This window comes from Burkholderia sp. Ax-1724, assembly GCF_011752995.1.
GTDB lineage: Bacteria > Pseudomonadota > Gammaproteobacteria > Burkholderiales > Burkholderiaceae > Paraburkholderia.
Window position 1 is genome coordinate 38,358 of the sequence record NZ_VWWL01000014.1, and the last position, 24,018, is coordinate 62,375.

A 24,018-nucleotide genomic window follows, 5' to 3' on the forward strand; every position below is an offset into this window, starting at 1 on the left:
TGTGTTTTCAGCACCCTCGGCACCTGCGCCGCTTTCACGACGCGCCGCCCGTCATCAGAACGCGTGACGCATGCCGACCGTGACCGCCACCTGCGTATTCGTCGACGACGGCGACAGCGTGTTGATCATCGCGTGCGACAGCACCGACCCAGCTGGCGCGCCGTGCGCGTTCTGGTACACGCTTTCGAGGTAGAAGTCCGTGCGCTTGCTGAGCGCGTAGTCGGTCTGCAGCATCGCGGTGTTCCAGGCCGGCGACGAGCCGTTGTACGCGCCGTGCGTGTAGGTGTAGGCGCCCGATACGCTCCATGCCGGCGTCAGTTCGTACTTCACGTTCGCCTCGTAGTTGTCGAGGCGCAGCGAACCGCCGAGCGTGCCGGCCGGGTCGCCGCTCGCGCCGAGATAGTCGCCCGTGCCGAACGAGAACACGCCCGCGACGTCGTCGATCTGCGTGTGGCTCCACAGCAGGCCCACCGTGGCCGGACCGAACGTGTAGTTGCCGCCGAGCGACCAGATGCGCTGACGCCGCGCGATGAAGTTCGCGCTCGCGTCGCTGGCCGTCACGGCGCCCGTGCCGTTGCCCGCGTTGTTCAACTGCAGATAGCCGGCCGCGAGATTGAGCGGGCCTTGCGCATACGACAGACCGAAGCCGTACGAGCGGTTGTTCGCGAAGTCGCCGGCCTTGTTGCTGAACGAGTACATCGTTTCGAACGTGACGCCGTGATAGACCGGGCTCGCGTACTTGACCGAGTTGTTGATGACGACCGAGTTCGCGGCGAGATTGTCGTTCTCGAACGGATGCGCGGCGAGGCTGCCGCCCCAGGTGTTGAAGCTTGCGGAGAGCGGGCCGACGAGGTCGTTCATCACGTCGAACTGGCGGCCGAACGTCAGCGTGCCGTACGGATCGCTTTGCAGGCCGACCCATGCCTGCGAGCCGAACGCGCTGCCGGAGAACGCCTGCGCGCCGTTGTTGAGCAGGAAGCCCTGTTCGAGCTTGAAGACCGCGTGCAGGCCGGCGCCGAGGTCTTCCGAACCCTTGAGGCCGAACACCGTGTTCTGCGTCGTGCTGCTCACGACTTGCCAGTTGCTGTGGCCGAACTGGTTGTTCGTATAGACGAGGCCGGTATCGAGCAGGCCGTAGAGCGTCACGCTGCTTTGCGCGTGCGCGGACATCGTGAAGGCGCCGCACAGCGCGGCGGCGAGCAGGGTCTTTTTCATGGCGAGTGGTCCTTGATTAAAACGATCTTGTTCGAGTGATCTGGATGCGTCGTGCTTCGTCGTGCAATGGGCTGCGGGCCGTCGATAAGCACGCGGCATGCCAGTGGCGGCAACAAGCGCCCGCCGGCCGGCTCGCGCGGGCCGTGTGGGGACGAGGCAGGGTTTTCCGGAACACCGGCGTGAGCGCGAAAACAGCGAGGGGGCGAAGCTTATCCTGTTCCGGCGCTCAGCGGGAGGGCAGGGCGGAGGCAATTAGCACGATCGGGGTGCATGCCATGAGCGGCCACGGGGCGGCCTCGCTGATGGCGGGTCGGGCCGCGAGGCGTGGCAGACGAGTCAGAGGCCGCGAGTCGGCGCCGGCAGCTCGCAATGCGCGCCGCCGGTTCTTGCGCGAGGCACAGCCTCCGCACAGCCCTCCGCGCGCGCAGCCCTCAGGGCTTGCCGGCGGCCTGCGACGGCGCCTGTTGAGTCGGCGTGACGTTCGACGATTCGCGCACGAGCCGGTCGGTCATTGCCGATGCCGCTGGATTCGTGCTCCGGCTGGCCGGCATTTGCGGCTGTAGCGGCACGCTGACGCCGGACGGCATCGGCAGCGAGGGATCGGGTTTCGCGGATTCCCGCACCAGCTGATCGGTCATGGCCGACGCAACCGGGTTCGAGCCACGGCCGGTTGGCATCGGCATTTGTGGCATTGTCGGCATTGTCGGCATTGTCGGCATTGGCGGTTGCGGCGGTTGCGGCGGTTGCGGCGGCGCGCCGGCGCTGGACGGTATCGGCAGCGACGGATCGGGCCTCGCCGATTCCCGCACCAGTTGCTGCGTCAGTGCCGCCGAGACGGCGTTCGTGCCTTCATTGGCGTTCGGGATCGCGTTGGAATACGGGTTTGCGCCGTTCGCGCGCGGTACGTCGTATCTGCGCACCTGTGCCTGCTCGACGCGCTGCGCCGGTCGCGGCCTCGGCTGCGGTTGAAATTGCGGCTGAGCTTGTGCTTGTGGCAAAGGTTGCGGCTGAGGTTGCGGCTGCATGAGCGGCTGGGCCTGCGCACGCGCGGACACGGGCGGCTGCGCCGGTGCGGGTGCAACGGGTGCAGCGGGCACTGCACTATCGATTCGCCCGGTGACGATCTGGCCGGCATCGGGCGCGGCACTCGGGGCGGGCGCGGCCGCGAGTGCGGGGGCCGGAGCAGGAGCGGCCGGCGCGGCCGGCACCACATTCTGTGCCGGCAAAGCCCCGCCAGCAGACTGCTGCGATCGCGGCAACTGCCCCGCCTTGCCCGCAGCACCGTCGGCCGGCAAGGCCGGCAACACACTGCCGCCGGTCACACGCGGCGAGCCGCCCTGCGAGTCCAATGCCGCGTCGTTATCGGGGCTGCCTGTCACCGCGCCGGCGACTTCGAGCTGTTTGTCGTCCTTGGGAAACAGCAGATAACCGGCGATGCCTGCATCGATCAGCAGCAGGCCGACTATCAACAACTTACCGGTATTCGTCATATCTAAACCAACAATCTTCATGAACTGCAATTAATCGATGATAAACGCAGGCTCCCGCGACGACGCTTTCCACCGCCGCGTCGAGGCTATTCGGATGGCTGATGTCGGAATGAACCTGGAACCCATGGAGCGCGCAAGCGAGTGAGCAAGCGGCGTTCCTGCTCCTTGCTCGTGTCATCGAGAATCATCGAGATCGCCTGTTTTTTCGCGCCTACTACGATTTTCGTTTTCGAGCCAGTAAATCGTTTCTTATTCGATTGGCATACAACGGTCGCCCTGCAACGCAAGCTGTGCTGTTCATGCAGGGAGCCTGTACTATGTAGCAGCGGAGCCGACCACCGGCCACGGTTCGGCTATCGTCGTCAGGGCAGGCCGTTGTGCCTGCGGGAGCGCTTCCAGCGGCGGCGTGATGAACCACGTGAAAACATGAACAACTTTATTCGACCCCCCGTTTTTTATCCGTCCACGGTTGTGTTTGTCGACGACAACGACAGCTACCTCGATGCGCTGCGCCGTTTTTTCCCAGACACCCACACCAATCTGTTTTTCACGCGGCCGCAAACCGCGCTCAACTATATCCGCCAGCATGCGCGCGAGAATTCGCTCGAATTCGCATCGTCGTCGGCGTGCCTGAGCGAGCCGGGTGTCGAGCGTTTCGTCGAGACCTCGGCGGAGCGCGATATCGTCGCGCGGCCCTCGCGCTTCGAGGAAGTGGCGGCGGTTGTCGTCGACTACGATATGCCGAGCATCGGCGGGGTCGAATTTCTCGCGTCGATCTCGCATCTGCGCTGCGCGAAGGTGCTGCTCACCGGTGTCGCCGATGAAACCGTCGCGGTCAAGGCGTTCAACGCCGGCATCGTCGACCTGTACCTGCGCAAGACCGATCCCGATTCGGCCAACCGTCTCCTGCATTTCCTCAAGGACGCGAAGAGCCGCCATTGCGCGGAATCGGGTTGGCTCGCGCTCGGCGAGAACGGCATGACCTACTGCGATCCACGCACGCGCAAGGTGATCGACGAAGTGGTGGCCGCGCAGGGCATCGTCGAGTACTACTGGCGGCCCGAGCAGAACGTGATCCTGATGTTCGACAGCGCGGGCAATCCGAGCGTGTTCGTCGCGTGGGCCGAGAACGACTGGATCTCGCAGGGCGAGATCGTCGCCGACGAGGGCGGGCCGTCCGACCTGCTGCGGCAACTCGCGGTGCGCGAGGTTATGCCGCTGTTCTGGCCGGACCTCGCCTATCGCTCCGGCATGAAGTTCAGGACGCTGACGCCGCGCGGCATTCCGGAGTGGGACGACGCGTTCTATGGCTGGACGCGTATCGAGCCGGCCGAAGTCGGTATCGACCTCGTAACGTTTTCGCAATGGCGCGCCCAGCGTAATCGCTGAACTGCGTCGATACGCCGCCCGCCGGTCGGGGGCGGCGCTCTTTCCGTGCGAGCAATCGCTCGCCTGCTCGCCCGTTTGTTCACCCGCCCGTTTGCCGGGTCTCCCGCTATGTCGCGTGGCGCCGTGTGACGGCCGGCAGGCCGATCACGTGTCCTGCGAAGCGCGCGGGCGGCAACGCGGCGTGGGCTTCCGCGAGTTCGCGCACGCGCGCTGCGACGTCGGGATCGAACGCGATGCTGCGCGGCCCGCTCGTATCGACGTGCAACAGCATCTGCTCGCTCGCGGCGACGGGTTCGGCGCGTTGGCCGTCGAGCGCGAACATTTCAAGGTACAGGTGGATTCGTTTCGCGTCGTGCGCGAGGAGGCGCATGTCGATGCGCACCTGCGCGCCTTCCTTGATCTCGTGCAGATAGTTGAGATGGGCCTCGAGCGTGTAGATCGAGCGCCGCCGTTCCTTGCGCACGCTGTCGGGCAGGCCGATCAGATCGATCAGCTCATCGCCGGCGAGACTGAAAAGCAGCATATAGAAAGCGTCGCGCATGTGGCCGTTGTAATCGACCCATTCGGCGCGCACGGTTGCGCGATAGGAAGGCAGGGCAACGGCTGGTGGCATGGGCGCGGGTCTCCTCGATCGGATGCGATGGCGTGGGCGCTTCGTTGTGCGTCATCAGTGTAATGCATGACGATTTGACCGCACGGCCGATATGCCGGCCACGCATTGTGGTGGCTAGCGCAACAGTGAATTCATGGTTCAGGGGCTTCTGTGCGATACAGCCGGCTTCTAAACTGGCTTCACCGCTGCGGACAACCGGTCGTTGCACAAGGCGCCGCGGCAACCGAACGAAGCAATCTCTGGAGATTGGACATCATGAAGACCATCAAGTCGCTGATCGAAGCTACCGTTATCGCCGCTCTCATTGCCGCGCCGCTCGCGGCCTCGGCCCAGTCGAATCAGGCTAACGAACCGGTCACGCGCGCGCAGGTGCGTGCCGAATTGGTCCAGCTCGAAAAGGTCGGTTACGATCCGGCCACCGAGAACGTCGTCGATTATCCGGCCAATATTCAGGCGGCTGAAGCGAAGGTCTCGGCCCAGAATCAGGCGGTGGGGAATAGCGGCTACGGCGCGCCGGCGCACGGTTCGTCGCAGCGCGGCGGCCGTGCCGATTTCGTCCCGAGTTCGTACTCGGTGCCGGTGGTGAATTACGCGCGCTGATGAATCGAGGAAGCGGCGGTGCGAGGAGCGGTTTCGCTCCCCGCGCATTGAATCAGATCACCCTGACTTAGATCACCCGGTCGCGCAGCCATGCCGAGCTAAGATCGATCACGGTCACGACGACGATCACCATGATCATCAGCGCGGACGTCTGCGCATAGTCGAACGAGCGGATCGCCTCGTACAGCACGACGCCGATGCCGCCCGCGCCGACCATGCCGACCACCATCGCCGAACGCACGTTCGATTCGAAGCGATACAGCGCATACGAAATCCACAGCGGCAGCACTTGTGGCAGCACCGCGTAGACGATTTCGTCGAGAGGCGTCGCGCCGGTCGCGCGCACGCCTTCGGCCGGACGCGGATCGATCGCCTCGACCGCTTCGGCGAACAGCTTCGCGAGCACGCCGGTCGTGTGCACCCACAGCGCGAGCACGCCCGCGAACGGCCCGAGGCCGACCGCGACGATGAACAGCATCGCGAAGACCATTTCGTTGATCGCGCGGCACGCATCCATGAGGCGGCGCACCGGCTGCACGACCCACATCGGCGCGATGTTGTGCGCCGACATCAGGCCGAACGGCACCGCGCACACGAGCGAGAGGGCCGTGCCCCAGATCGCGACCGAGAGCGTCACGAACATTTCATGCACGTAGGTGCGCCACTCGGTGAAGTCGGGCGGGAAGAAGTCCTTCGCGAACTGCCCCATGTTCCCGGCGTCGCTGATGAGATCGAACGGACGCATGTCGGCGCTATGCCATGTGCCGCCGAGAACCGCCAGCACCACGATCCAGCCGAGCAGCGAGCGCCAGCTGAGCTTGCCGGCGGCCTTCGCCCGCGCCTCGCGCGCCGCCGCCCGTGCTGCGGACGGGTCGTCCGCGGGCGCCGGCGAGGTGACCAGATCGGCCGGGTTCATGGCTTCTGCTGTGCGCTAAGCGCGCTCAGCTTCGCATCGAGTTCGGCGAGCTGGGTCTTGCGCTCGCTGTCGGACAGATGCGTATCGGCCTCGACCTTCTGCTTCTGCTGGAACAGCGCGATCTCGCGAATCGGCTGCAACTGTTGATCCGACGAAGCCTCGAAGCCGCTGTATTCGGTAATGCCGGCCATCACCGCCTTTTCATGCGGATCGGTCTTCGCATAGTTCAGGAAGAACTTGCGGATCTTGTCCTTGGTCGCTTGCGGCAGATCCTTGCGCCACACGAGCGGGTCCGACGGAATCAGCGGCGAGGTCCACAGCACGCGCACCTGCGCGAACTTGTCCGGATGCTCGCGCTTGAGCGTAGCCATCGCCATGCTGTTGTTGGTCGCGATGTCCACCTTGTTGTTCACGACGGCGAGCAGGTTCGCCTCGTGGCTCGACGGCAACACGCTCTTGAACGACGTATTGACCGGCGTGTTGTGCTTCGCGAACAGGTAGTAAGCCGGCACCAGCGTACCCGATGTCGAGTTCGGATCGCCGTAACCGAGCGTCACGTCCTTGGTGTTCTTGAAGACGTCGTCGAGCGTCTTGAAGCGGCTGTTCACGTTGGTGATGAGCAGCGAGTAGTAGCCGCTGTCGCCGTTCGCGTGCTGTGCCTTGGCGAATATTTCGCCGTTCGAACGATCCACGGCTTCCAGTGCCGAGGCGTTGCCGAAATAGCCGATCTGCACTTTGTTGAAGCGCATGCCTTCGATAATGCCGGCGTAATCGGTCGCGAAGAATGCCTTCACGTCGAGGCCGGTCTGCTTCTTCATGTCGTCGATCAGCGGTTCCCAACGTTGCTTGAGCACCGCCGACGAATCGGTCGAGATGATGCCGAGGTTGATTTCTTCGGCATGAGCCGCGGCGACGCAGGCGAAAGCGGCTGCGCCGGCAGCCAGCGTAATCAGTGAGCGCAGGAGTTTCATGGGTGAAGTTCTGGTTGAGTGAGCGGAATGGGGTGGATGGGCGATGCGGCGTGTTGCAGCCCGATGCGAATTTAGTTCGAGGGCGCGGCAGCGAGTGTGAACGGGTAGTGCGCGGCGGCGCGATTCGTGTCGTTGTGCTGCGCGGGGGCGTCGGCAAGGGACTCGTGCGCCGTGTCGTCGAGCAGTTCGTGCGCGTCGTCGCCATAGAGCTTCTTGAGCAGTGCCGGCGTGAGCGCACCGGAAGGGCCGTCGTAGACGACCTTGCCACGCCGCAGCGCAATCGTGCGCGCGCAGTATTGCATTGCGATGTCGACCTGATGCAGTGACACGAGCACCGTGATGCCATGCTCGACGTTCAGCGCGCGCAGCATGTCCATCACGCGGCGCGACGATTCGGGGTCGAGCGAGGCGATCGGTTCGTCGGCGAGCACGATGCGCGCGCGCTGCACGAGCGCACGCGCGAGTGCCGCGCGCTGCTGCTGACCGCCCGACAGATTCGCGGCGCGTTCGCGCGCATGTTCGCCGATGCCGACTTCGTCGAGCGCGGCGAGCGACAGCGCGCGCTCGGCCTGCGGAAAGAGGCCGGTCAGACGGCGCCACCACGGCAGCCGCGCGAGCGCGCCGATCAGCACGTTGGTTTCGACGGAAAGCCGGTTGACCAGATTGAATTGCTGGAACACGAAGCCGATGTCGCGGCGAATGCTGCGCACTTCCCCGACGATGCGGCCGTTCCGCTGGATCGGCCGGCCGAGAATCTCGATCTGCGAGGGCTGGGCGTCGGAGGCCGTGAAGCCCGCGATGTGCCGCAGCAAGGTCGACTTGCCCGAACCCGATGCGCCGATCAGCGCGACCATTTCGCCGGGCGCGACTCGCAGATCGATTTCGTCGAGCGCTTTGCGTCCATTGCCGAACGTCTTGCTCAAACGTTCGATTCGAATGGCTTCACGGATCGTTTCCATCTGTTTCTCCTCGTTGCAGCCGGCCGCTGCCGGTATGCGTGGGGGACATTCTAGGAAGCGTCTGTGACGGTTCAGTGAAGGCATCGCAACGTCTAGACGACTATATATTTCATGCCTTTCTGTATGTCGTCAGGATGGCAAAACAAAGTCAGCCGGAAGTCAGCCGAAGCGGCGAAGCGGGGGGGCACCGATCGCGATGCGCCGAAGAATGAAAAATGACATACGGATGACACGATTCGTGCGCTACCGTGCCGCGCGCGAGTGCCGACACGCGGCCAGGCTATATTGCGTTATCCAGGGACCGTCCCCAATCATCCTTCACGCCGTCATGCCGACCCCTTTGAGCTTTCTTCCCGACAGCTTTGCGGAATACGAAGATCTCAAGTCGATTCTCGACCACGGCAGTGCGAGCTTCGAAATCTGCGCCGTGTGCGAAACCGCGGTGCATGGCCGGCATTTTTCGGTCTATACCGCGAGCATCGGTTCGTCCGATCCGTCCGCGCCGGCCATCGGCTTTTTCGGCGGCATTCACGGCCTCGAGCGGATCGGCTCGCAACTGGTGCTCGACTACATGCGCGCGCTGCTCGCGCGGCTCGAGTGGGACGAATTGCTGGTGCGGCAATTGCAGTCGGTTCGCCTGATTTTTCTGCCGATTGCCAATCCGGGCGGCATGTGGGCGGCGACGCGCGCGAATCCGCGCGGTGTCGATCTGATGCGCAACGCGCCGCAGGATGCCGATGCGCGCGTGCCGCTGCTCGCGGGCGGCCAGCGCGTCGGCGCGTGGCTGCCGTGGTATCGCGGCCGTGCGGGTGAGCCGATGGAGCCGGAGGCGGCCGCGCTGCTGCAGGTCGTCGAAACGCAACTGGCCACGCGCCCGCTCAGCATCGCGCTCGATTGCCACTCCGGTTACGGCTGGAGCGACAGCATCTGGTTTCCCTATGCGCGTACGCGCAAGCGGATGCCGCATCTGCCGGAAATGTACGTGCTCAAGAGCATGTTCGAGCACGCGCATCCGCACCACGGCTATAAGTTCGAGCCGCAGAGCCACCAGTATCTCGTGCACGGCGATCTATGGGACTACGCTTACGATCGCGTGCCGGCGCCGAACATCTTCCTGCCCATGACGCTCGAACTCGGCTCGTGGCTGTGGATCAAGAAGAACCCGCGCCAGCTGTTTTCGCGGCAGGGCATGTTCAATCCGGTCAAGGCGCATCGCACGGCGCGCGTGCTGCGGCGCCATGCGAACCTGCTCGACTTCCTCGCGCGCGCGGCGTTTTCGTCGCAGCGCTGGCTGCCGCAAGGCAAGCGCCGCGAGCAGATGCTGGAAAGCGCGATCGATCTCTGGTACAGGCCGGACGCCGTATGAGCACCTGGATACTGCTGCGCGGGCTTACGCGCGAAACCCGGCACTGGGGGCATCTGCCGGATGCGTTGCGCGAGCATTTGAGCCAGACCGCGAGCCACTCATCGGGCGAGGCCTTGCGCGATGCCGCGGGCGGCGCGCCGGCGTGCCCGCGCCTGCTGCTGCTCGATCTGCCAGGCAACGGCGAGTTCGCGGATCGGCGCGCTCCGGCGACGGTCGCGGGCATGGTGGCGTTCGTGCGGCAAGCGGCTCTGCAAACGGGGGCGCCGGGGCCGTACAGCGTGCTGGCGATGTCGCTCGGCGGCATGGTGGCGACCGACTGGGCGCAGCGCTATCCCGAGGACATCGAGCGGCTCGTGCTGATCAACACGAGCATGCGGCCGTTCAGCCGTCCGCATGAACGGCTGCGGCCGTCGGCGTGGCCGGGTCTGCTCGGCATCGCCATGCATTGGAGCGATGCTGTCGAGGCCGAGCGCGGCATTCATCGGCTCACGTGCAATAACGTCGAAACATTGGGCACCGATATTGATACGTGGACGCGGATTCGCCGCGCCGCGCCCGTGAGCCGCGCGAATGCGCTGCGGCAGCTATGGGCCGCGGCGCGTTTCACGGCGGCGCGCGCCGCGCCGCGTTGTCCCTTGCTGATCCTCTCCGCGCGGGCGGACCGGCTCGTCAACCCGGCCTGTTCGACGAAGCTCGCGGCGGCGTGGCGGACCGGGCATCGCGTGCACCCGTGGGCCGGGCACGATCTGCCGCACGACGATCCGGCGTGGATGGCGGCGCAGATTCGCGCATGGCTGGAGCAGCGGGACGGGCCGGCCACGGCGTAGATGCCAGCAAGCGCGGCGGCCAGACCCGCGCCGTAAGCGGGCCGCGCCGCCAGCCGCTCGCCGTCAGCCGGCGCGGACTGCCGCAGTGCAGCGCGATGCGCTGCGGCGCCGCGAAAAAACGCAGCGGGTATTACCTGAGCGCGCCGATCGATCTGATTGCGCGCGACGGGCGCATAATCCATTGTCAGACGTTGCCTGCGAATCACACGATACTCACCATTGCCGCCAGCCAGGGGAGTCGATCATGCAAGCAAAGAACGAAGAAGCCGTCACGCACCTGCTGAACGATGTCGTCGAATTTGCGCGTGGACGGCTGCCCGAGCCGACCTTCAACATCGTCGAACCTTTCCTGCGGCATTACTACGATTTCGTCGACAGCGGCGATCTGCAAAGCCGCTCGATCGCCGATCTCTACGGCGCGGCGCTCGCGCACTGGCAAACCGCGCAGCGCTTCGCGCCGGGCCAGCAGCGGTTGCGCGTCTATAACCCGATCCTCGAACAGCACGGTTGGCACTCCGATCATACGGTGATCGAGATCGTCAACGACGACATGCCGTTTCTCGTCGATTCGGTGTCGATGGCGGTCAACCGCGAGGGGCTCGCGCTGCATTCGGTCGTGCATCCGGTGTTTCGCATCTGGCGCGCGGCCGACGGCAGCATCGAGCGCGTGAGCCAGGGCGCCGAGGAAGCCGGCGATACGCGTTCGCACCTGACCTCGTGCATTCACTTCGAAGTGGACCGTTGCGGCGATGCCGCAAAACTCGACGCACTGCGCGACGACATCGCGCGCGTGCTCGGCGACGTGCGCGCGGCCGTGGAAGACTGGCCGAAGCTGATCGAGTGCGCGAAGGCGACGATCCAGGACCTCAAGGTTCGCGAGACGGGTGCGGAAGGCGTCGAAGCGCGCGCGTTCCTCGAATGGATGGTCGCCGATCACTTCACGTTTCTCGGCCAGCGCGACTACGAACTCGTGCAGCAGGACAGCGGCTATGGTTTGCGCGCCGTGCCGGGCTCGGGCCTCGGCATTCTGCGCGATGCGCTGCGGCCCGCCGGCGCCGCGGAAATCACGCCGCTGCCGCCGGCTGCGACGGAGATCATTGCCGGCACGTCGCCGATCTTTCTGACCAAGGCCAATTCGCGCGCCACCGTGCACCGGCCCGGCTATCTCGACTATGTCGGCATCAAGCTGACCGGCGCGGACGGCAAGGTGAGCGGCGAGCGGCGCTTCATCGGCCTTTACACGTCCACCGCGTATTTCGTTTCGGCTGCGGAAATTCCGATCGTGCGGCGCAAATGCGCCAATATCGTGCGCCGCGCCGCTTTCCTGCCGAAGGGGCATCTGGCGAAATCGCTCGTGACGGTGCTCGAAACTTACCCGCGCGACGAACTGTTCCAGGCCGACGAAGATCAGCTCTACGACACCGCGCTCGGCGTGCTGCGTTTGCAGGAGCATCAGCGCACGCGTCTGTTCGTGCGGCGCGATCGCTTCGACCGCTTCGTGTCGTGCCTCGTGTTCGTGTCGCGCGACAAGTACAACACCGATTTGCGGCAGCGTATCGCCAACCTGCTCGCCGATGCGTTCAACGGCGAGAACGTCGAATTCACGCCGCTGCTCTCGGAGTCGACGCTTGCGCGGATTCATTTCGTCGTCCATGCGAAACCGGGCGGCATGCCGGACGTCGATACGCGCGAGCTCGAAGCGCGGCTCGTACAGGTTGCGCGCCGCTGGCAGGACGATCTCGCCGACGCGCTGCTCGACGTGTATGGCGAAGAGCACGGCAACCGTCTGCTGCAGCATTACGGCGACTCATTTCCCGCCGGCTATCGCGACGACTATCCGGCGCGCACGGCGGTGCGCGATATCGAGCTGATCGAGCGCGTGCAGGGCAGCGAAAGGCTTGCGATGAACCTGTACCGCCCGATCGAATCGGGACCGCGCGCGTTCCGCTTCAAGGTGTATCGCGCGGGCCAGCCGATCGCGTTGTCGCGCAGCTTGCCGATGCTCGAACATCTCGGCGTGCGGGTCGACGAAGAGCGGCCTTATCTGATCGAGGCACTGGGCGCGACGCCGGCATGGATTCACGACTTCGGCCTCGAACTCGCGGACGATGCCGAGTTCGACATCGAGCGCGTGAAGGACCTGTTCGAGGAAGCGTTCGAGCAGGTCTGGACCGGCGCGATCGAAAGCGACGACTTCAATCGCCTCGTCTTGCGCGCGCAACTGAATGCGCGCGAGGTGACGATTCTGCGGGCGTACGCGAAGTATCTGCGCCAGGTGGGCTCGACGTTCAGCGACGCGTATATCGAGCGCGCGGTGACCGGCAATCCGGCGATCGCGCGCATGCTCGTCGAACTGTTTATCGCGCGCTTCGATCCGGCGCTCGGCGCGGTGCGCGAGGCGCGCGTCGAAAGCCGTTTCGCGGCGATAGAGAGCGCGCTCGACCAGGTGCCGAATCTCGACGAGGACCGCATATTGCGGCAGTTCCTCGGCGTCATCAAGGCGACCAAACGCACCAACTACTATCGCTACGACGCCGAAGGGCGGCCGAAGTCGTACCTGTCGTTCAAGTTCGACCCAGCGCAGGTGCCGGGCTTGCCCGAGCCGAAACCGATGTTCGAGATCTGGGTCTATTCGCCGCGTGTCGAAGGCGTGCATTTGCGTGGCGGGCGCGTCGCGCGCGGCGGTTTGCGCTGGTCCGACCGGCGTGAAGACTTCCGCACGGAAGTGCTCGGCCTCATGAAAGCGCAGATGGTGAAGAACGTCGTGATCGTGCCGGTCGGCTCGAAGGGCGGCTTCGTCGTGAAGAATCCGCCGCCGCAAAGCGAGCGCGATGCGTGGATGCGCGAAGGCGTCGCGTGCTATCAGACCTTCCTGCGCGGCTTGCTCGACGTGACCGACAATCTCGCGGGCACCGACGTCGTGCCGCCGCCCGACGTGGTGCGCCACGATCCCGACGACCCGTATCTGGTCGTCGCCGCCGACAAAGGCACGGCCACCTTCTCCGACTACGCGAACGCGATCTCGCAGGAATACGGCTTCTGGCTCGACGATGCGTTCGCGTCGGGCGGCTCGGTCGGCTACGACCACAAGAAGATGGCCATTACCGCGCGCGGCGCATGGGAGTCGGTCAAACGGCACTTCCGCGAGATGGGCGTCGACACGCAGAGCATGAACTTCACGGTGGTCGGTGTCGGCGATATGTCGGGCGACGTGTTCGGCAACGGCATGCTGTTGTCGCCGCATATCCGGCTCGTTGCCGCATTTGATCACCGGCACATCTTTCTCGATCCCGATCCCGACCCGGCCGCGAGTCTCGCCGAGCGCGAGCGGCTGTTCATGCTCGACCGTTCGAGCTGGGCGGACTACGATCCGTCGCTGATCTCGGCGGGTGGCGGCGTGTTCCCGCGTAGCGCGAAGACGATTCCGTTGTCGATGGCGGTGCAGTCCGCGCTCGGCATCAACGCGGCGGCACTCGCGCCGGCCGAACTGATGCGCGCGATTTTGCAGGCACCGGTCGATCTGCTTTATAACGGCGGCATCGGCACCTATGTGAAGGCGAGCCGCGAAACGCATCAGCAGGTCGGCGATCGCGCGAACGACGCGATTCGCGTGAGCGGCGCCGATCTGCGCTGCAAGGTCGTGGCCGAGGGCGGCAATCTCGGCCTGACGCAATTGGGGCGCATCGAATTCGCGCAGCGTGGCGGCCGCATCAATACCGATGCGATCGACAATTCCGCAGGCGTCGATTGTTCGGATCACGAAGTCAACATCAAGATTCTGCTCGGGCTCGTCGTCGCCGACGGCGAGATGACCGAGAAGCAGCGCAATGCCCTGCTCGCCGAAATGACCGACGAAGTGGGCCTGCTCGTGCTGCGGGACAACTACTATCAGACCCAGGCGCTGTCGATCGCGGGCCGCTTCGGCGTCGAACTGCTCGATGCCGAAGCGCGCCTGATGCGCTATCTGGAACGTGCGGGGCGGCTCAATCGCGTGATCGAGTTTCTGCCCACCGACGAGGAAATCGCCGAACGCGCGGCCGCGAAGCAGGGCCTGACGACACCCGAGCGCGCCGTGCTGCTCGCCTACAGCAAGATGTGGCTATATGACGCACTGCTGGATTCGTCGATGCCGGAAGACCCGCTCGTCGGCGACATGCTGATCGAGTACTTCCCGAAACCATTGCGGCAGCGTTTCCGCGAACCGATGCAGCGCCATCCGCTGCGCCGTGAAATTCTCGCGACGCATCTGACCAATGCACTGGTGAATCGCGTGGGCTGCGAGTTCGTGCATCGGCTGATGGAAGAAACCGACGCGCAGCCCGGCGATATCGTGCGTGCCTGCATCATGGCGCGCGACGTGTTCGATCTCGACCGGATCTGGAGTGATATCGACGCGCTCGACAACCGCGTTCCCGATGACGTGCAGGCGCGCATGTTCGCCGAAGTCGCGCGGCTCGTCGAACGTTCGGCGCTGTGGTTCTTGCGGCATCTGCAATCGGGCGCGGCCGGCGACGACGTGGCCGGTTTGCTCGCGCGCTGCCGCGATGCGGCGCAGCGCCTCGCGCCGCAATGGCCCGCGTTGCTGCCGCGCGCGGATCTCGAAGCGCTTTCCGAGCGGCAGCGCGGCTTCGTCGATGCCGGTGTCGATAGCGACCTCGCGGTGCGTATCGCGAGCGGCGAGGTATCGGCGGCGCTGCTCGATATCGCCGAAGTTGCATCGACGTGCGGGCGCAGTCTCGAACAGGTGGCAGGCGTCTACTTCGCGCTCGGCACGCTATTGAACTATGGCTGGATCAGCGAGCGCGCGGCTTCGCTGCCGGCGCCGACGCACTGGGACATGCTGGCGCGCGCCTCGGCATTGGCCGAACTCGCGCGGCTCAAGCGCGCGCTGACCACGAGCGTGCTGGCGGACGCGAACGAGGCATCGACGCCGGACTCGCTCGTGCAGGCGTGGCACGAAAAACGTGCCGCGCAGATCGAGCGTTATACGCGTCTGCTAGCCGACTTGCGCGCCACCGGCGGCGCGAGTCTTTCCGTTCTGCTCGTGGTCGTGCGCGAGATGGCGGCACTGGAAAGGGCACAGTGAGCGTCCGAGGGGGAGCGTGGCGACAGGAGAGACGGCGCGCATGGAAGGGCTCGACTACCGACCGCGTACATCGGCAGCTCGTGGAGCGAGGTAGCATAAGATGACGCGGCTCAGCGCGGCGAGTTGGATGTGTCCAACTCGCCGTGTTCATAATACGGGAGTTGCCTGTCGGCAACTTCCGATAAAACTCAGATAAAACTCACGGATGCCTTCCCGAAGATGAAAGAAGAATCGCCGAAAGCCATTTTTTATGCACTCGCCGCCAATCTCGGTATCGCTGTCTGCAAGTTCGCGGCGGCGGCGTTTACGGGTTCCGGCGCGATGTTTGCCGAAGCGATTCACTCTACCGCCGACTGCGGCAATCAACTGCTTCTGCTATTCGGCCTGAGCGAAGCGCGCAAGCCGGTCAGTCCCTTGCATCCCATGGGCAGCGGCCGCGAAATCAATTTCTATTCGCTGCTCGTTGCGTTGCTGCTGTTTTTTGTCGGCGGCGCGTTCTCGGTGTATGAAGGCGTACATCGTGTGATGGCGCGCGAGCCGTTGCAGTTTGCGTTTGTCGCGCTGGCGGTGCTCGGGATTTCGGTGGTGCTCGAATCGCTGTCGCTATGGGGCGCCGTCAAGGAGATTCGCAAGACGCATCCGGATAAAAGCCTGTGGCGCTGGTTTCGCGAGACGCGCGAAGCCGAGCTGCTGGTCGTGGCAGGCGAGGATATTGCCGCTCTCGCGGGCCTCGCGATCGCGTTTATCGCGGTGCTGCTGACGATGGTGACCGGCAATCCTGTCTATGACGCGCTCGGTTCGATCGGCGTGGGTTTCCTGCTCATGGTGATTGCGTGGCTTGTTGCGCGTGAAGTGAAATCGATGATCGTCGGCGAGTCGGCGAGCCCGGAAGTGCGCCGCGCGATCGAGGCGCATCTGCATGCGCGCGAGGAGATTCGCAGCATCATCAATATGATTACGCTGCAATGGGGGCGTCATGTCGTCGTCGCGGTGCAGGCGGAAATGATCGATTATGCGAGCGGCCGCGCGATGGTCGATGCGATCAACGTGATCGAAGCCGATTTGCAGGCCACCTTTCCGCAAGTGCGTTGGGTGTTCTTCGAGCCCGACGTGCCGCGCGAAGCATAAAGCCGCGTCGCGACGCGCATTCGCGAGTGCTTGCGAATGGCGCTTCGCCCGCGAAGCGATGCTTGCGGGCACAGCGCACATATCGCGCATATCAGCCGCATCACAGCCGCATCACAGCCGGTGCCGCGAGCAACAACCCACACTCAATCTCAATGGTGCGACGGACGATACGGCATCCACACGGGCGTATCGCTATTCCAGTTGTCCAGTTCCGACGGTGTCATGGTGAGCTCCTTGATGAAGAGTGCGCGGGCGACGAATCGGCGGCCACTTCCGATGGAAAATCGATCGTCGCGCCGAGCGCGCTTTGGCTGATGCGTTACTGACCTGCCGCTACACGAGTCACGTTGCCGCTCGTGCCTTCCTGTAGCGCGATACGGGCCGTTTGCGTTTGGCCGATCAGACCTTTGTCCGGATACGCGTTGCGATTGAGCGAGGGCAGCGAACCGTCGCGATACGCGGCGACCAGTTCGGCCTTGACTTCGGCACGTGTTTTCGTGCTCGCGGCCGCCGCCGGTTGCGTGTCGTAAGTTCCCGCGCGGCCAATGCCGCCACCGCCTTGCGCAAATACCGGAGCGCTGACGAGCAGCGAAAGAGCGAGACCTGCCAGCAGATTGCGTTTCATGATTCACTCCTGTCGATTCCTTGGCAGCACAGATGGCGCTGCGACAGGGTGAACTGTAGAGGTCGGTGCGGTACGGGTAAATCCCGCTTTCGCGAAATGAATTGTCGCGATTTCAGAACAATCGCGCGAGAGGCCGGGCCATCGCCGCGACTGCGCAGGCTGCGACGAGGCTTTAAAAAAAACCGCGGCATTGGAGCCGCGGCTGTAATTCACTGTTTCAGTTTGCGTACTTTTGAGTACTTCAATGTGGGCAGAGCCACGCAGCGCGTCGGGGACGCTGATGAGGTTCTCATGCGACCCACTCGGTCATCATCGGCGTATCGCGTACCGGGGCCGACTCGCGTTCTTCCAAAGTGCGCTTCGTGCAGGTGGCGTCGAGACTGTAGCGTCCGCTCAGCAGCGGGCAACGCTCGAACACTTCCGCGATCCAGTCCACGAACACGCGGACTTTCGGCGACAGATGGCGGCTGTGCGGATAGACGGCGGAAATCGGCATCGGCAGAGGCTTCAACTCCGGCAGCGCTTCGACGAGCTGGCCCGAACGCAGATGCGGCAGCACCATGAAGAGCGCCGGCTGAATCAGGCCGAAGCCTTCGAGTCCGCAAGTCACGTAGGCATCCGCGTCGTTGACCGACACGATGCTCTTCATCTTCACTTCCACTTCGTTGCCGTTCACGAGGAACGCCCAGTCGAGCGTGCGGCCCGTGCGGCTCGAGAAGTAATTGACGGCCTTATGGTTGTCGAGATCTTCGAGCGACGCGGGCATGCCCGCGCGCTCGATGTAGTCCGGCGACGCGCAGGTCACGCCCTCGAACAGGCCGATGCGGCGCGCGACCAGTGACGAATCCTGCAGCGCGCCGACCCGCAGCACGCAATCCACGCCTTCCTGCAACAGGTCTACCGGCCGGTCGGTCAAACCGAGCTGCAGGTCGATGTCCGGATAGCGCGTGTGGAATTCGCATAGCGAGGGAATCACGATCAGGCGGCCGAGCGACCCCGGCATGTCGATGCGCAGCTTGCCGTGCGGCTTCTTGTTGCCGCTCTGAAAACTGGCTTCGGTTTCCTCGACGTCCGCGAGGATGCGCACGCAGCGCTCGTAATACGCGGCGCCGTCCGGCGTCAGCGACAGACGCCGCGTGGTCCGGTGCATCAGGCGGGTGCCGAGAAACGCTTCGAGGTTCTGAATAATCGTGGTGACCGACGCGCGCGGCAAATTGAGCGTTTCCGCCGCGCGGGTAAAGCTGTTGGTGTCGACGACACGGGTGAACACTTGCATGGCCTGAAGCCGGTCCATCGCAAACCTCCATGAAGACGGGCGCAGTGGCGGAGTGGAATCCGCGGAGCAATCGCGGTGGATTGTTCAGAGGCACCGAATTGTGTTGCCGGATTATAGGCATTTATTTACGAGTCTGCCGAACCCACAATTCGCACCATTGAAGTTTTATGCGCATTTGCGCGGCTCGACATGGATGCATTCAAATCGCCGTATTCCTTTGTTCCCGTGGACGACAGCGCCGCGGAAGCCAATGAGGCGGCACTCGAAATCACCGACGTACAGATCGACGGACACGCACAGGAAATCACCCTGCGTTTGTACCGGCTTGCGAAAAAGACCGCACTGCCGGTACTGCTTTATTTCCACGGCGGCGGCTTTACCCGCGGCTCGATAGAGCAGGCCGACTTTGCCGCGCGCTATTTCGCGGAACACTTGCCGGCGCTCGTCGTGTCGGTCGGCTATTCGCTTGCGCCGCGGTTTCCGTTTCCGGCTGCGCCCGAAGACGCGCATCGCGCGGCGCTATGGGTGCAGACGCGGGCGCGTGCTTTCGGCGGCAATAGCAGAAAGATCGGCGTGGCCGGTCACGATGCGGGCGGCCAGCTGGCGAACTGTCTCGCCTTTATCGCGCGCGACCGCGGCGACGTGCCGATCGCCGCGCAGGCGCTGTTCGGACCGATGCTCGATCCGAGCCTGACGCGTCTTGGCGACGAGCGGCGCCTCGGTTCCGACATCACCGCGAGCGAGTGCGCCGCGTGTTATCGCGCGTATCTGCCGAAAGCCTCGCAGCGCATGCATCCGTACGCGGCGCCGCTCGAATCGGCGCGGCTCGCGGGTTTGCCGGCCACGCTGATCGCGACCGCGCAGAACGACGTGCTGCATGTCGAGGCCGAGAAGTATGCAAGCAATCTGATCGACGCGGGCGTGCAGACCCAGGTGGCCCGCTATCCGAGCGTTTCGCACGCGGCGCTCGCCGATCATCCGCCCGCATTGCAGGAAGCGGTGCGCTTTTTTCAGTGGCGCTTCGACACGCGCGCGCATCGATAAACAGAATTTCAATCAACGATACCGGAGCTACATATGACCATCCTTCCACTTTCCCGCCGCCGCGTGGCGTTTGCCGCGCTAGCCGTGCTCGTGCTCGCCGGGCTCGGCACGTTCGGCGCGATTCGCGTCGATGCGAGTTCGCCGGCCGCGCCGACCATCGTGCCCGAGGTCGACGTCGCGACCGTCGTGCAAAAGACGATCACCGACTGGCAGAGTTATTCGGGCCGTCTCGAAGCCGTCGAGAAAGTCGACGTGCGTTCGCAGGTGCCGGGCACGATCGTCTCGGTCAACTTCAAGGACGGCGCGCTCGTGAAGAAAGGCGACACGCTGTTCGTGATCGATCCGCGCCCGTATGCGGCCGAAGTCGATCGCGCCGAAGCACAGCTCGCGGCCGCGCAGGCGCGCACGGGCTACACGCAAAGCGACTGGGAGCGCGCGCAGCGACTGATTGCCGACAACGCCATTGCCAAGCGCGACTACGACGAGAAGCAGAACGCCGCGCGCGAGGCGAGCGCGAACCTGAAGGCCGCGCAAGCCGCGCTCGAAACCGCGCGCATCAATCTCGGCTACACGAAGATCACGGCGCCGGTGTCGGGCCGCGTGTCGCGCGCGGAGATCACGGTCGGCAACGTCGTGTCGGCGGGCGCGAGTGCCGCGCCGTTGACCACGCTCGTGTCGGTTTCGCCGATCTACGCATCGTTCGACGCGGACGAACAGACCTACCTGCAATACCTGAGCCGCGCGAAGGACGGCAGCAAGGTGCCGGTCGAACTCGGTCTCGCCGATGAAACCGGCTACTCGCGCAGCGGCACGATCGAGTCGGTCGACAACCGCCTCGATACGTCGTCGGGCACCATCCGTGTGCGCGCGAAGTTCGACAACGCGGACGGCGCGCTGATTCCGGGCCTTTACGCGCGCGTGAAAGTGGGCGGCAGCGCGCCGCACCCGGCGCTGTTGATCGACGATGCCGCGGTCGGCACCGACCAGGACAAGAAGTTCGTGCTCGTGGTCGATCAGGGCAACCACGTCGTCTATCGCGAGATCTCGACGGGCGCGATGCAGGGCGATCTGCGCGTCGTCAAGGACGGTTTGAAGCCGGGCGACCGCATCGTCGTGAACGGCATTCAGCGCGTGCGTCCCGGCGATGCGGTTCGCGCACACATGGTGCCGATGACGGCCGACCAGGACCCGAACAGCGCACCGCTCGCGCAAACGCGCGCGAAGGCGGACGCCGGCGCGGACAGCACGAAGAGCACAAAGGGCAATTCGTGAGCCGCACGCGCCAGCGCGCATGTTTCAACGTTAAGAGCTTCCCATGAACATATCCAAATTCTTCATCGATCGCCCGATCTTTGCAGGCGTGCTATCGGTATTGATCCTGCTCGGGGGCATCATCTCGCTGTTCAAGCTGCCTATTTCCGAGTATCCGGAAGTGGTGCCGCCGTCGGTGGTGGTGCATGCGCAGTATCCGGGTGCGAATCCGAAAGTGATTGCCGAGGCGGTCGCCGCGCCGCTCGAAGAGCAGATCAACGGCGTCGAAAACATGCTGTATATGCAGTCGCAGGCGAATAGCGACGGCAATCTGACGCTCACCGTGACGTTCAAGCTCGGCACCAATCCCGACCTCGCGACGCAGCTGGTGCAGAACCGCGTCAACCAGGCGCTGCCGCGTCTGCCCGAAGACGTGCAGCGGCTCGGCGTGACGACGATCAAAAGCTCGCCGACGCTGACGATGGTCGTGCATCTGATCTCGCCGAACGACCGCTACGACATGACGTATCTGCGCAATTACGCGCTGCTCAACGTGAAGGATCGGCTCGCGCGGATTCAGGGCGTCGGCGAAGTGCAGTTGTGGGGTTCGGGCGACTACGCCATGCGTATCTGGCTCGATCCGCAGAAAGTCGCGCAGCGCGGGCTGACCGCGACCGAAGTCGTCAATGCGATTCGCGAGCAGAACATTCAGGTGGCGGCCGGCGTGATCGGCGCATCGCCGTCGGTGCCGGGCACGCAGTTGCAGTTGTCGGTGAATGCGCGCGGCCGTTTGAAGACCGAGAGCGAATTCGGCGACATCATCGTGAAGACCGCGCCCGATGGCGGCGTGACGTATCTGCGCGATATCGCGCGTATCGAACTTGCGGCGTCGGAATACGGCCTGCGTTCGCTGCTCGACAACAAGCCCGCCGTTGCACTGGCCATCAACCAGGCGCCCGGCGCGAACTCGCTTGCGATTTCCGAACAGGTGCGCGCGGCGATGAAGGAACTCTCCGCAGACATGCCGGCCGGCGTCGAATACCGGATCGTCTATGACCCGACGCAATTCGTGCGTTCGAGTATCGAGGCGGTGATCCACACGCTGCTCGAAGCAATCGCACTCGTTGTGATCGTCGTGATCGTGTTTCTGCAGACATGGCGTGCGTCGATCATTCCGTTGATCGCGGTGCCGGTGTCGATCGTCGGTACGTTCTCGCTGCTGCTGGCATTCGGTTTTTCGATCAACGCGCTCTCGCTGTTCGGCATGGTGCTCGCGATCGGTATCGTGGTCGACGACGCGATCGTGGTGGTGGAGAACGTCGAGCGCAACATCGAAAGCGGGCTCAGTGCGCGCGATGCGACCTACAAGGCGATGCGCGAAGTGAGCGGGCCGATCATCGCAATTGCGCTGACACTTGTTGCCGTGTTCGTGCCGCTCGCGTTCATGACGGGTCTCACGGGCCAGTTCTACAAGCAGTTCGCCATGACTATCGCGATCTCGACGGTGATCTCGGCGTTCAATTCGCTGACCTTGTCGCCGGCCCTGTCCGCGTTGCTGTTGCGCGGCCACGGCGCGAAGGAAGACTGGCTGACGCGCGTGATGAATCGTGTGCTCGGCGGCTTCTTCAAGCGCTTCAACAAGGTCTTTCATCGCGGTTCGGAAGCCTATGGCCGTGGCGTGACCGGGGTGTTGCGCCGCAAGGGCGCGATGCTCGTGGTGTACGCGATCCTGCTCGGCGCGACCGTCTTGATGGCGCGCGTGGTGCCGGGCGGCTTCGTGCCCGCGCAGGACAAGGAGTATCTGATCGCGTTCGCGCAGCTGCCGAACGGTGCATCGCTCGATCGCACCGAGAAGGTGATTCGCGACATGAGCGCGATCGCGCTGAAGCAGCCGGGCGTCGAAAGTGCGGTGGCGTTCCCCGGTTTGTCGGTGAATGGCTTCACGAATAGTTCGAGCGCGGGCATCGTGTTCGTCACGCTGAAGCCGTTCAAGCAGCGTGGCAGCAGGAAGCTCTCGGCCGGTGCGATTGCCGGCGCGCTGAACCAGCAGTATGGCGCGATCAAGGACTCGTTCGTCGCGGTGTTCCCGCCGCCGCCGGTGCTCGGCCTCGGCACGCTCGGCGGCTTCAAGATGCAGCTCGAAGATCACGGGGCGGTCGGTTACGCCGAACTCAACAAGGCGGCGGAAGCATTCGTGAAGCGCGCGGCGCAGACGCCTGAACTCGGCCCGACGTTCTCGAGCTATCAGATCAACGTGCCGCAACTGAACGTCGATCTCGATCGCGTGAAGGCCAAGCAGCTCGGCGTGCCGGTCACCGACGTGTTCGACACGATGCAGATCTATCTGGGCTCGCTCTACGTGAACGACTTCAACCGCTTCGGCCGCGTGTATCAGGTGCGGGTGCAGGCGGATGCGCCGTTCCGTCAACGTGCCGACGACATCCTGCAACTGAAGACGCGCAATGCTTCGGGTGAGATGGTGCCGCTCTCGTCGCTGGTCACGGTGACGCCGACATACGGCCCGGAGATGGTGGTGCGCTACAACGGCTATACCGCGGCCGACATCAACGGCGGCCCGGCGCCCGGCTATTCGTCGGGGCAGGCCCAGGCCGCGGCCGAACGCGTGGCGGCCGAAGTGCTGCCGCGCGGCGTGAAGCTCGAATGGACCGACCTCACGTATCAGCAGATTCTCGCCGGCAATGCGGGCATGTGGGTGTTCCCGATCAGCGTGCTGCTCGTGTTCCTCGTGCTTGCGGCGCTGTACGAAAGCCTGACGCTGCCGCTCGCGGTGATCCTGATCGTGCCGATGAGCGTGCTGTCCGCGCTGACCGGCGTGTGGCTCACCGGCGGCGACAACAACATCTTCACGCAGATCGGCTTGATGGTGCTGGTGGGTCTGTCGGCGAAGAACGCGATCCTGATCGTCGAATTCGCGCGCGAACTCGAACACGATGGACGCACGCCGCTCGCGGCGGCGATCGAGGCAAGCCGCTTGCGGTTGCGGCCGATTTTGATGACGTCGATCGCCTTCATCATGGGCGTGGTGCCGCTGGTGCTGTCGAGCGGCGCGGGCTCGGAGATGCGTCACGCGATGGGTATCGCGGTGTTCTTCGGCATGCTCGGCGTCACGCTGTTCGGCCTGATGCTGACGCCGGTGTTTTATGTGGTGCTGCGTTCGCTCGCGGGTGGGACGATCCACGTCGCGCAGAAGGACTCGCCGCGCTATGGCACGGCCGTCACGGACGCCTGAGGAGAAAACAAT

Annotated in this window: 17 protein-coding genes; 9 read left to right on the forward strand and 8 right to left on the reverse strand. The window is 64.4% G+C overall.

Annotated elements, in window-relative coordinates; translation table 11 throughout:
* Window positions 1–54 precede the first annotated feature (54 nt).
* On the reverse strand, window positions 55–1,215 hold the full coding sequence (locus F3J19_RS17745) for a porin (RefSeq protein WP_167043655.1): 1,161 nt from the start codon (window positions 1,213–1,215) through the stop codon (window positions 55–57).
* Window positions 1,216–1,646: 431 nt separating this feature from the next.
* The gene (locus F3J19_RS17750; protein WP_167043657.1) at window positions 1,647–2,705 is read right to left on the reverse strand and encodes a hypothetical protein; all 1,059 of its coding nucleotides are present in this window, start codon (window positions 2,703–2,705) and stop codon (window positions 1,647–1,649) included.
* A 426-nt stretch (window positions 2,706–3,131) separates the two neighbouring features.
* Here F3J19_RS17750 and F3J19_RS17755 point away from each other — a divergent pair, with 426 nt between their 5' ends.
* The gene (locus F3J19_RS17755; protein ID WP_167043659.1) at window positions 3,132–4,094 is read left to right on the forward strand and encodes a response regulator; all 963 of its coding nucleotides are present in this window, start codon (window positions 3,132–3,134) and stop codon (window positions 4,092–4,094) included.
* 106 nt (window positions 4,095–4,200) lie between these two features.
* On the opposite strand, the gene F3J19_RS17760 is transcribed toward F3J19_RS17755, so the two are convergent.
* Window positions 4,201–4,707 (reverse strand): thioesterase family protein, encoded by a 507-nt coding sequence (locus F3J19_RS17760; RefSeq protein ID WP_167043661.1) that lies wholly within the window; start codon window positions 4,705–4,707, stop codon window positions 4,201–4,203.
* A gap of 255 nt (window positions 4,708–4,962) precedes the next feature.
* On the opposite strand from F3J19_RS17760, the gene F3J19_RS17765 reads away from it, so the two are divergent.
* Window positions 4,963–5,307 (forward strand): DUF4148 domain-containing protein, encoded by a 345-nt coding sequence (locus tag F3J19_RS17765; protein ID WP_167043663.1) that lies wholly within the window; start codon window positions 4,963–4,965, stop codon window positions 5,305–5,307.
* A 67-nt stretch (window positions 5,308–5,374) separates the two neighbouring features.
* Here the strand turns inward: F3J19_RS17765 and phnE are convergent, their stop codons facing one another.
* The 3 genes from phnE to phnC all read right to left on the reverse strand — a co-directional run bounded on the left by phnE (window position 5,375) and on the right by phnC (window position 8,153).
* On the reverse strand, window positions 5,375–6,223 hold the full coding sequence (phnE, locus tag F3J19_RS17770) for a phosphonate ABC transporter, permease protein PhnE (RefSeq protein WP_167043665.1): 849 nt from the start codon (window positions 6,221–6,223) through the stop codon (window positions 5,375–5,377).
* On the reverse strand, window positions 6,220–7,194 hold the full coding sequence (phnD, locus tag F3J19_RS17775; RefSeq protein ID WP_167043667.1) for a phosphonate ABC transporter substrate-binding protein: 975 nt from the start codon (window positions 7,192–7,194) through the stop codon (window positions 6,220–6,222). Before phnD ends, phnE begins: the two co-directional genes overlap by 4 nt.
* 71 nt (window positions 7,195–7,265) lie before the next feature.
* Window positions 7,266–8,153, reverse strand: a complete 888-nt coding sequence (gene phnC / locus F3J19_RS17780; RefSeq protein ID WP_167043669.1) for a phosphonate ABC transporter ATP-binding protein — start codon at window positions 8,151–8,153, stop codon at window positions 7,266–7,268.
* Between the two features lie 328 nt (window positions 8,154–8,481).
* Between phnC and F3J19_RS17785 the strand changes: the two genes are divergently transcribed.
* The 4 genes from F3J19_RS17785 (at window position 8,482) to F3J19_RS17800 (ending at window position 16,560) form a co-directional block, all read left to right on the forward strand.
* Window positions 8,482–9,519 (forward strand): M14 family zinc carboxypeptidase, encoded by a 1,038-nt coding sequence (locus F3J19_RS17785; RefSeq protein ID WP_167043670.1) that lies wholly within the window; start codon window positions 8,482–8,484, stop codon window positions 9,517–9,519.
* Entirely contained in the window at window positions 9,516–10,346 is an 831-nt protein-coding gene (locus tag F3J19_RS17790) for an alpha/beta hydrolase (protein ID WP_167043672.1), read from the forward strand. The genes F3J19_RS17785 and F3J19_RS17790 overlap by 4 nt, the downstream gene beginning before the upstream one ends.
* A 244-nt stretch (window positions 10,347–10,590) precedes the next feature.
* Window positions 10,591–15,432 carry an NAD-glutamate dehydrogenase gene (locus tag F3J19_RS17795; protein WP_167043674.1) on the forward strand — a complete coding sequence of 1,614 codons (4,842 nt, stop codon included), beginning with the start codon at window positions 10,591–10,593 and terminating at the stop codon, window positions 15,430–15,432.
* Between the two features lie 219 nt (window positions 15,433–15,651).
* Window positions 15,652–16,560, forward strand: coding sequence for a cation diffusion facilitator family transporter (locus F3J19_RS17800; protein WP_167043676.1), 909 nt, complete (start codon window positions 15,652–15,654; stop codon window positions 16,558–16,560).
* A gap of 319 nt (window positions 16,561–16,879) precedes the next feature.
* On the opposite strand, the gene F3J19_RS17805 is transcribed toward F3J19_RS17800, so the two are convergent.
* Window positions 16,880–17,185 (reverse strand): DUF4148 domain-containing protein, encoded by a 306-nt coding sequence (locus F3J19_RS17805; protein ID WP_167043678.1) that lies wholly within the window; start codon window positions 17,183–17,185, stop codon window positions 16,880–16,882.
* 289 nt (window positions 17,186–17,474) lie between these two features.
* Window positions 17,475–18,479 (reverse strand): LysR family transcriptional regulator, encoded by a 1,005-nt coding sequence (locus F3J19_RS17810; protein ID WP_167043680.1) that lies wholly within the window; start codon window positions 18,477–18,479, stop codon window positions 17,475–17,477.
* A 171-nt stretch (window positions 18,480–18,650) separates the two neighbouring features.
* Here F3J19_RS17810 and F3J19_RS17815 point away from each other — a divergent pair, with 171 nt between their 5' ends.
* Genes F3J19_RS17815 through F3J19_RS17825 form a run of 3 tightly spaced genes read left to right on the forward strand, consistent with a single transcriptional unit; the run spans window position 18,651 to window position 24,006 of the window.
* Window positions 18,651–19,505 carry an alpha/beta hydrolase gene (locus F3J19_RS17815; protein ID WP_167043682.1) on the forward strand — a complete coding sequence of 285 codons (855 nt, stop codon included), beginning with the start codon at window positions 18,651–18,653 and terminating at the stop codon, window positions 19,503–19,505.
* Window positions 19,506–19,538: 33 nt separating this feature from the next.
* Window positions 19,539–20,777, forward strand: a complete 1,239-nt coding sequence (locus F3J19_RS17820) for an efflux RND transporter periplasmic adaptor subunit (protein WP_167043684.1) — start codon at window positions 19,539–19,541, stop codon at window positions 20,775–20,777.
* Window positions 20,778–20,820: 43 nt separating this feature from the next.
* Window positions 20,821–24,006, forward strand: coding sequence for an efflux RND transporter permease subunit (locus tag F3J19_RS17825; protein WP_167043686.1), 3,186 nt, complete (start codon window positions 20,821–20,823; stop codon window positions 24,004–24,006).
* The last annotated feature ends 12 nt before the right edge of the window (window positions 24,007–24,018 follow it).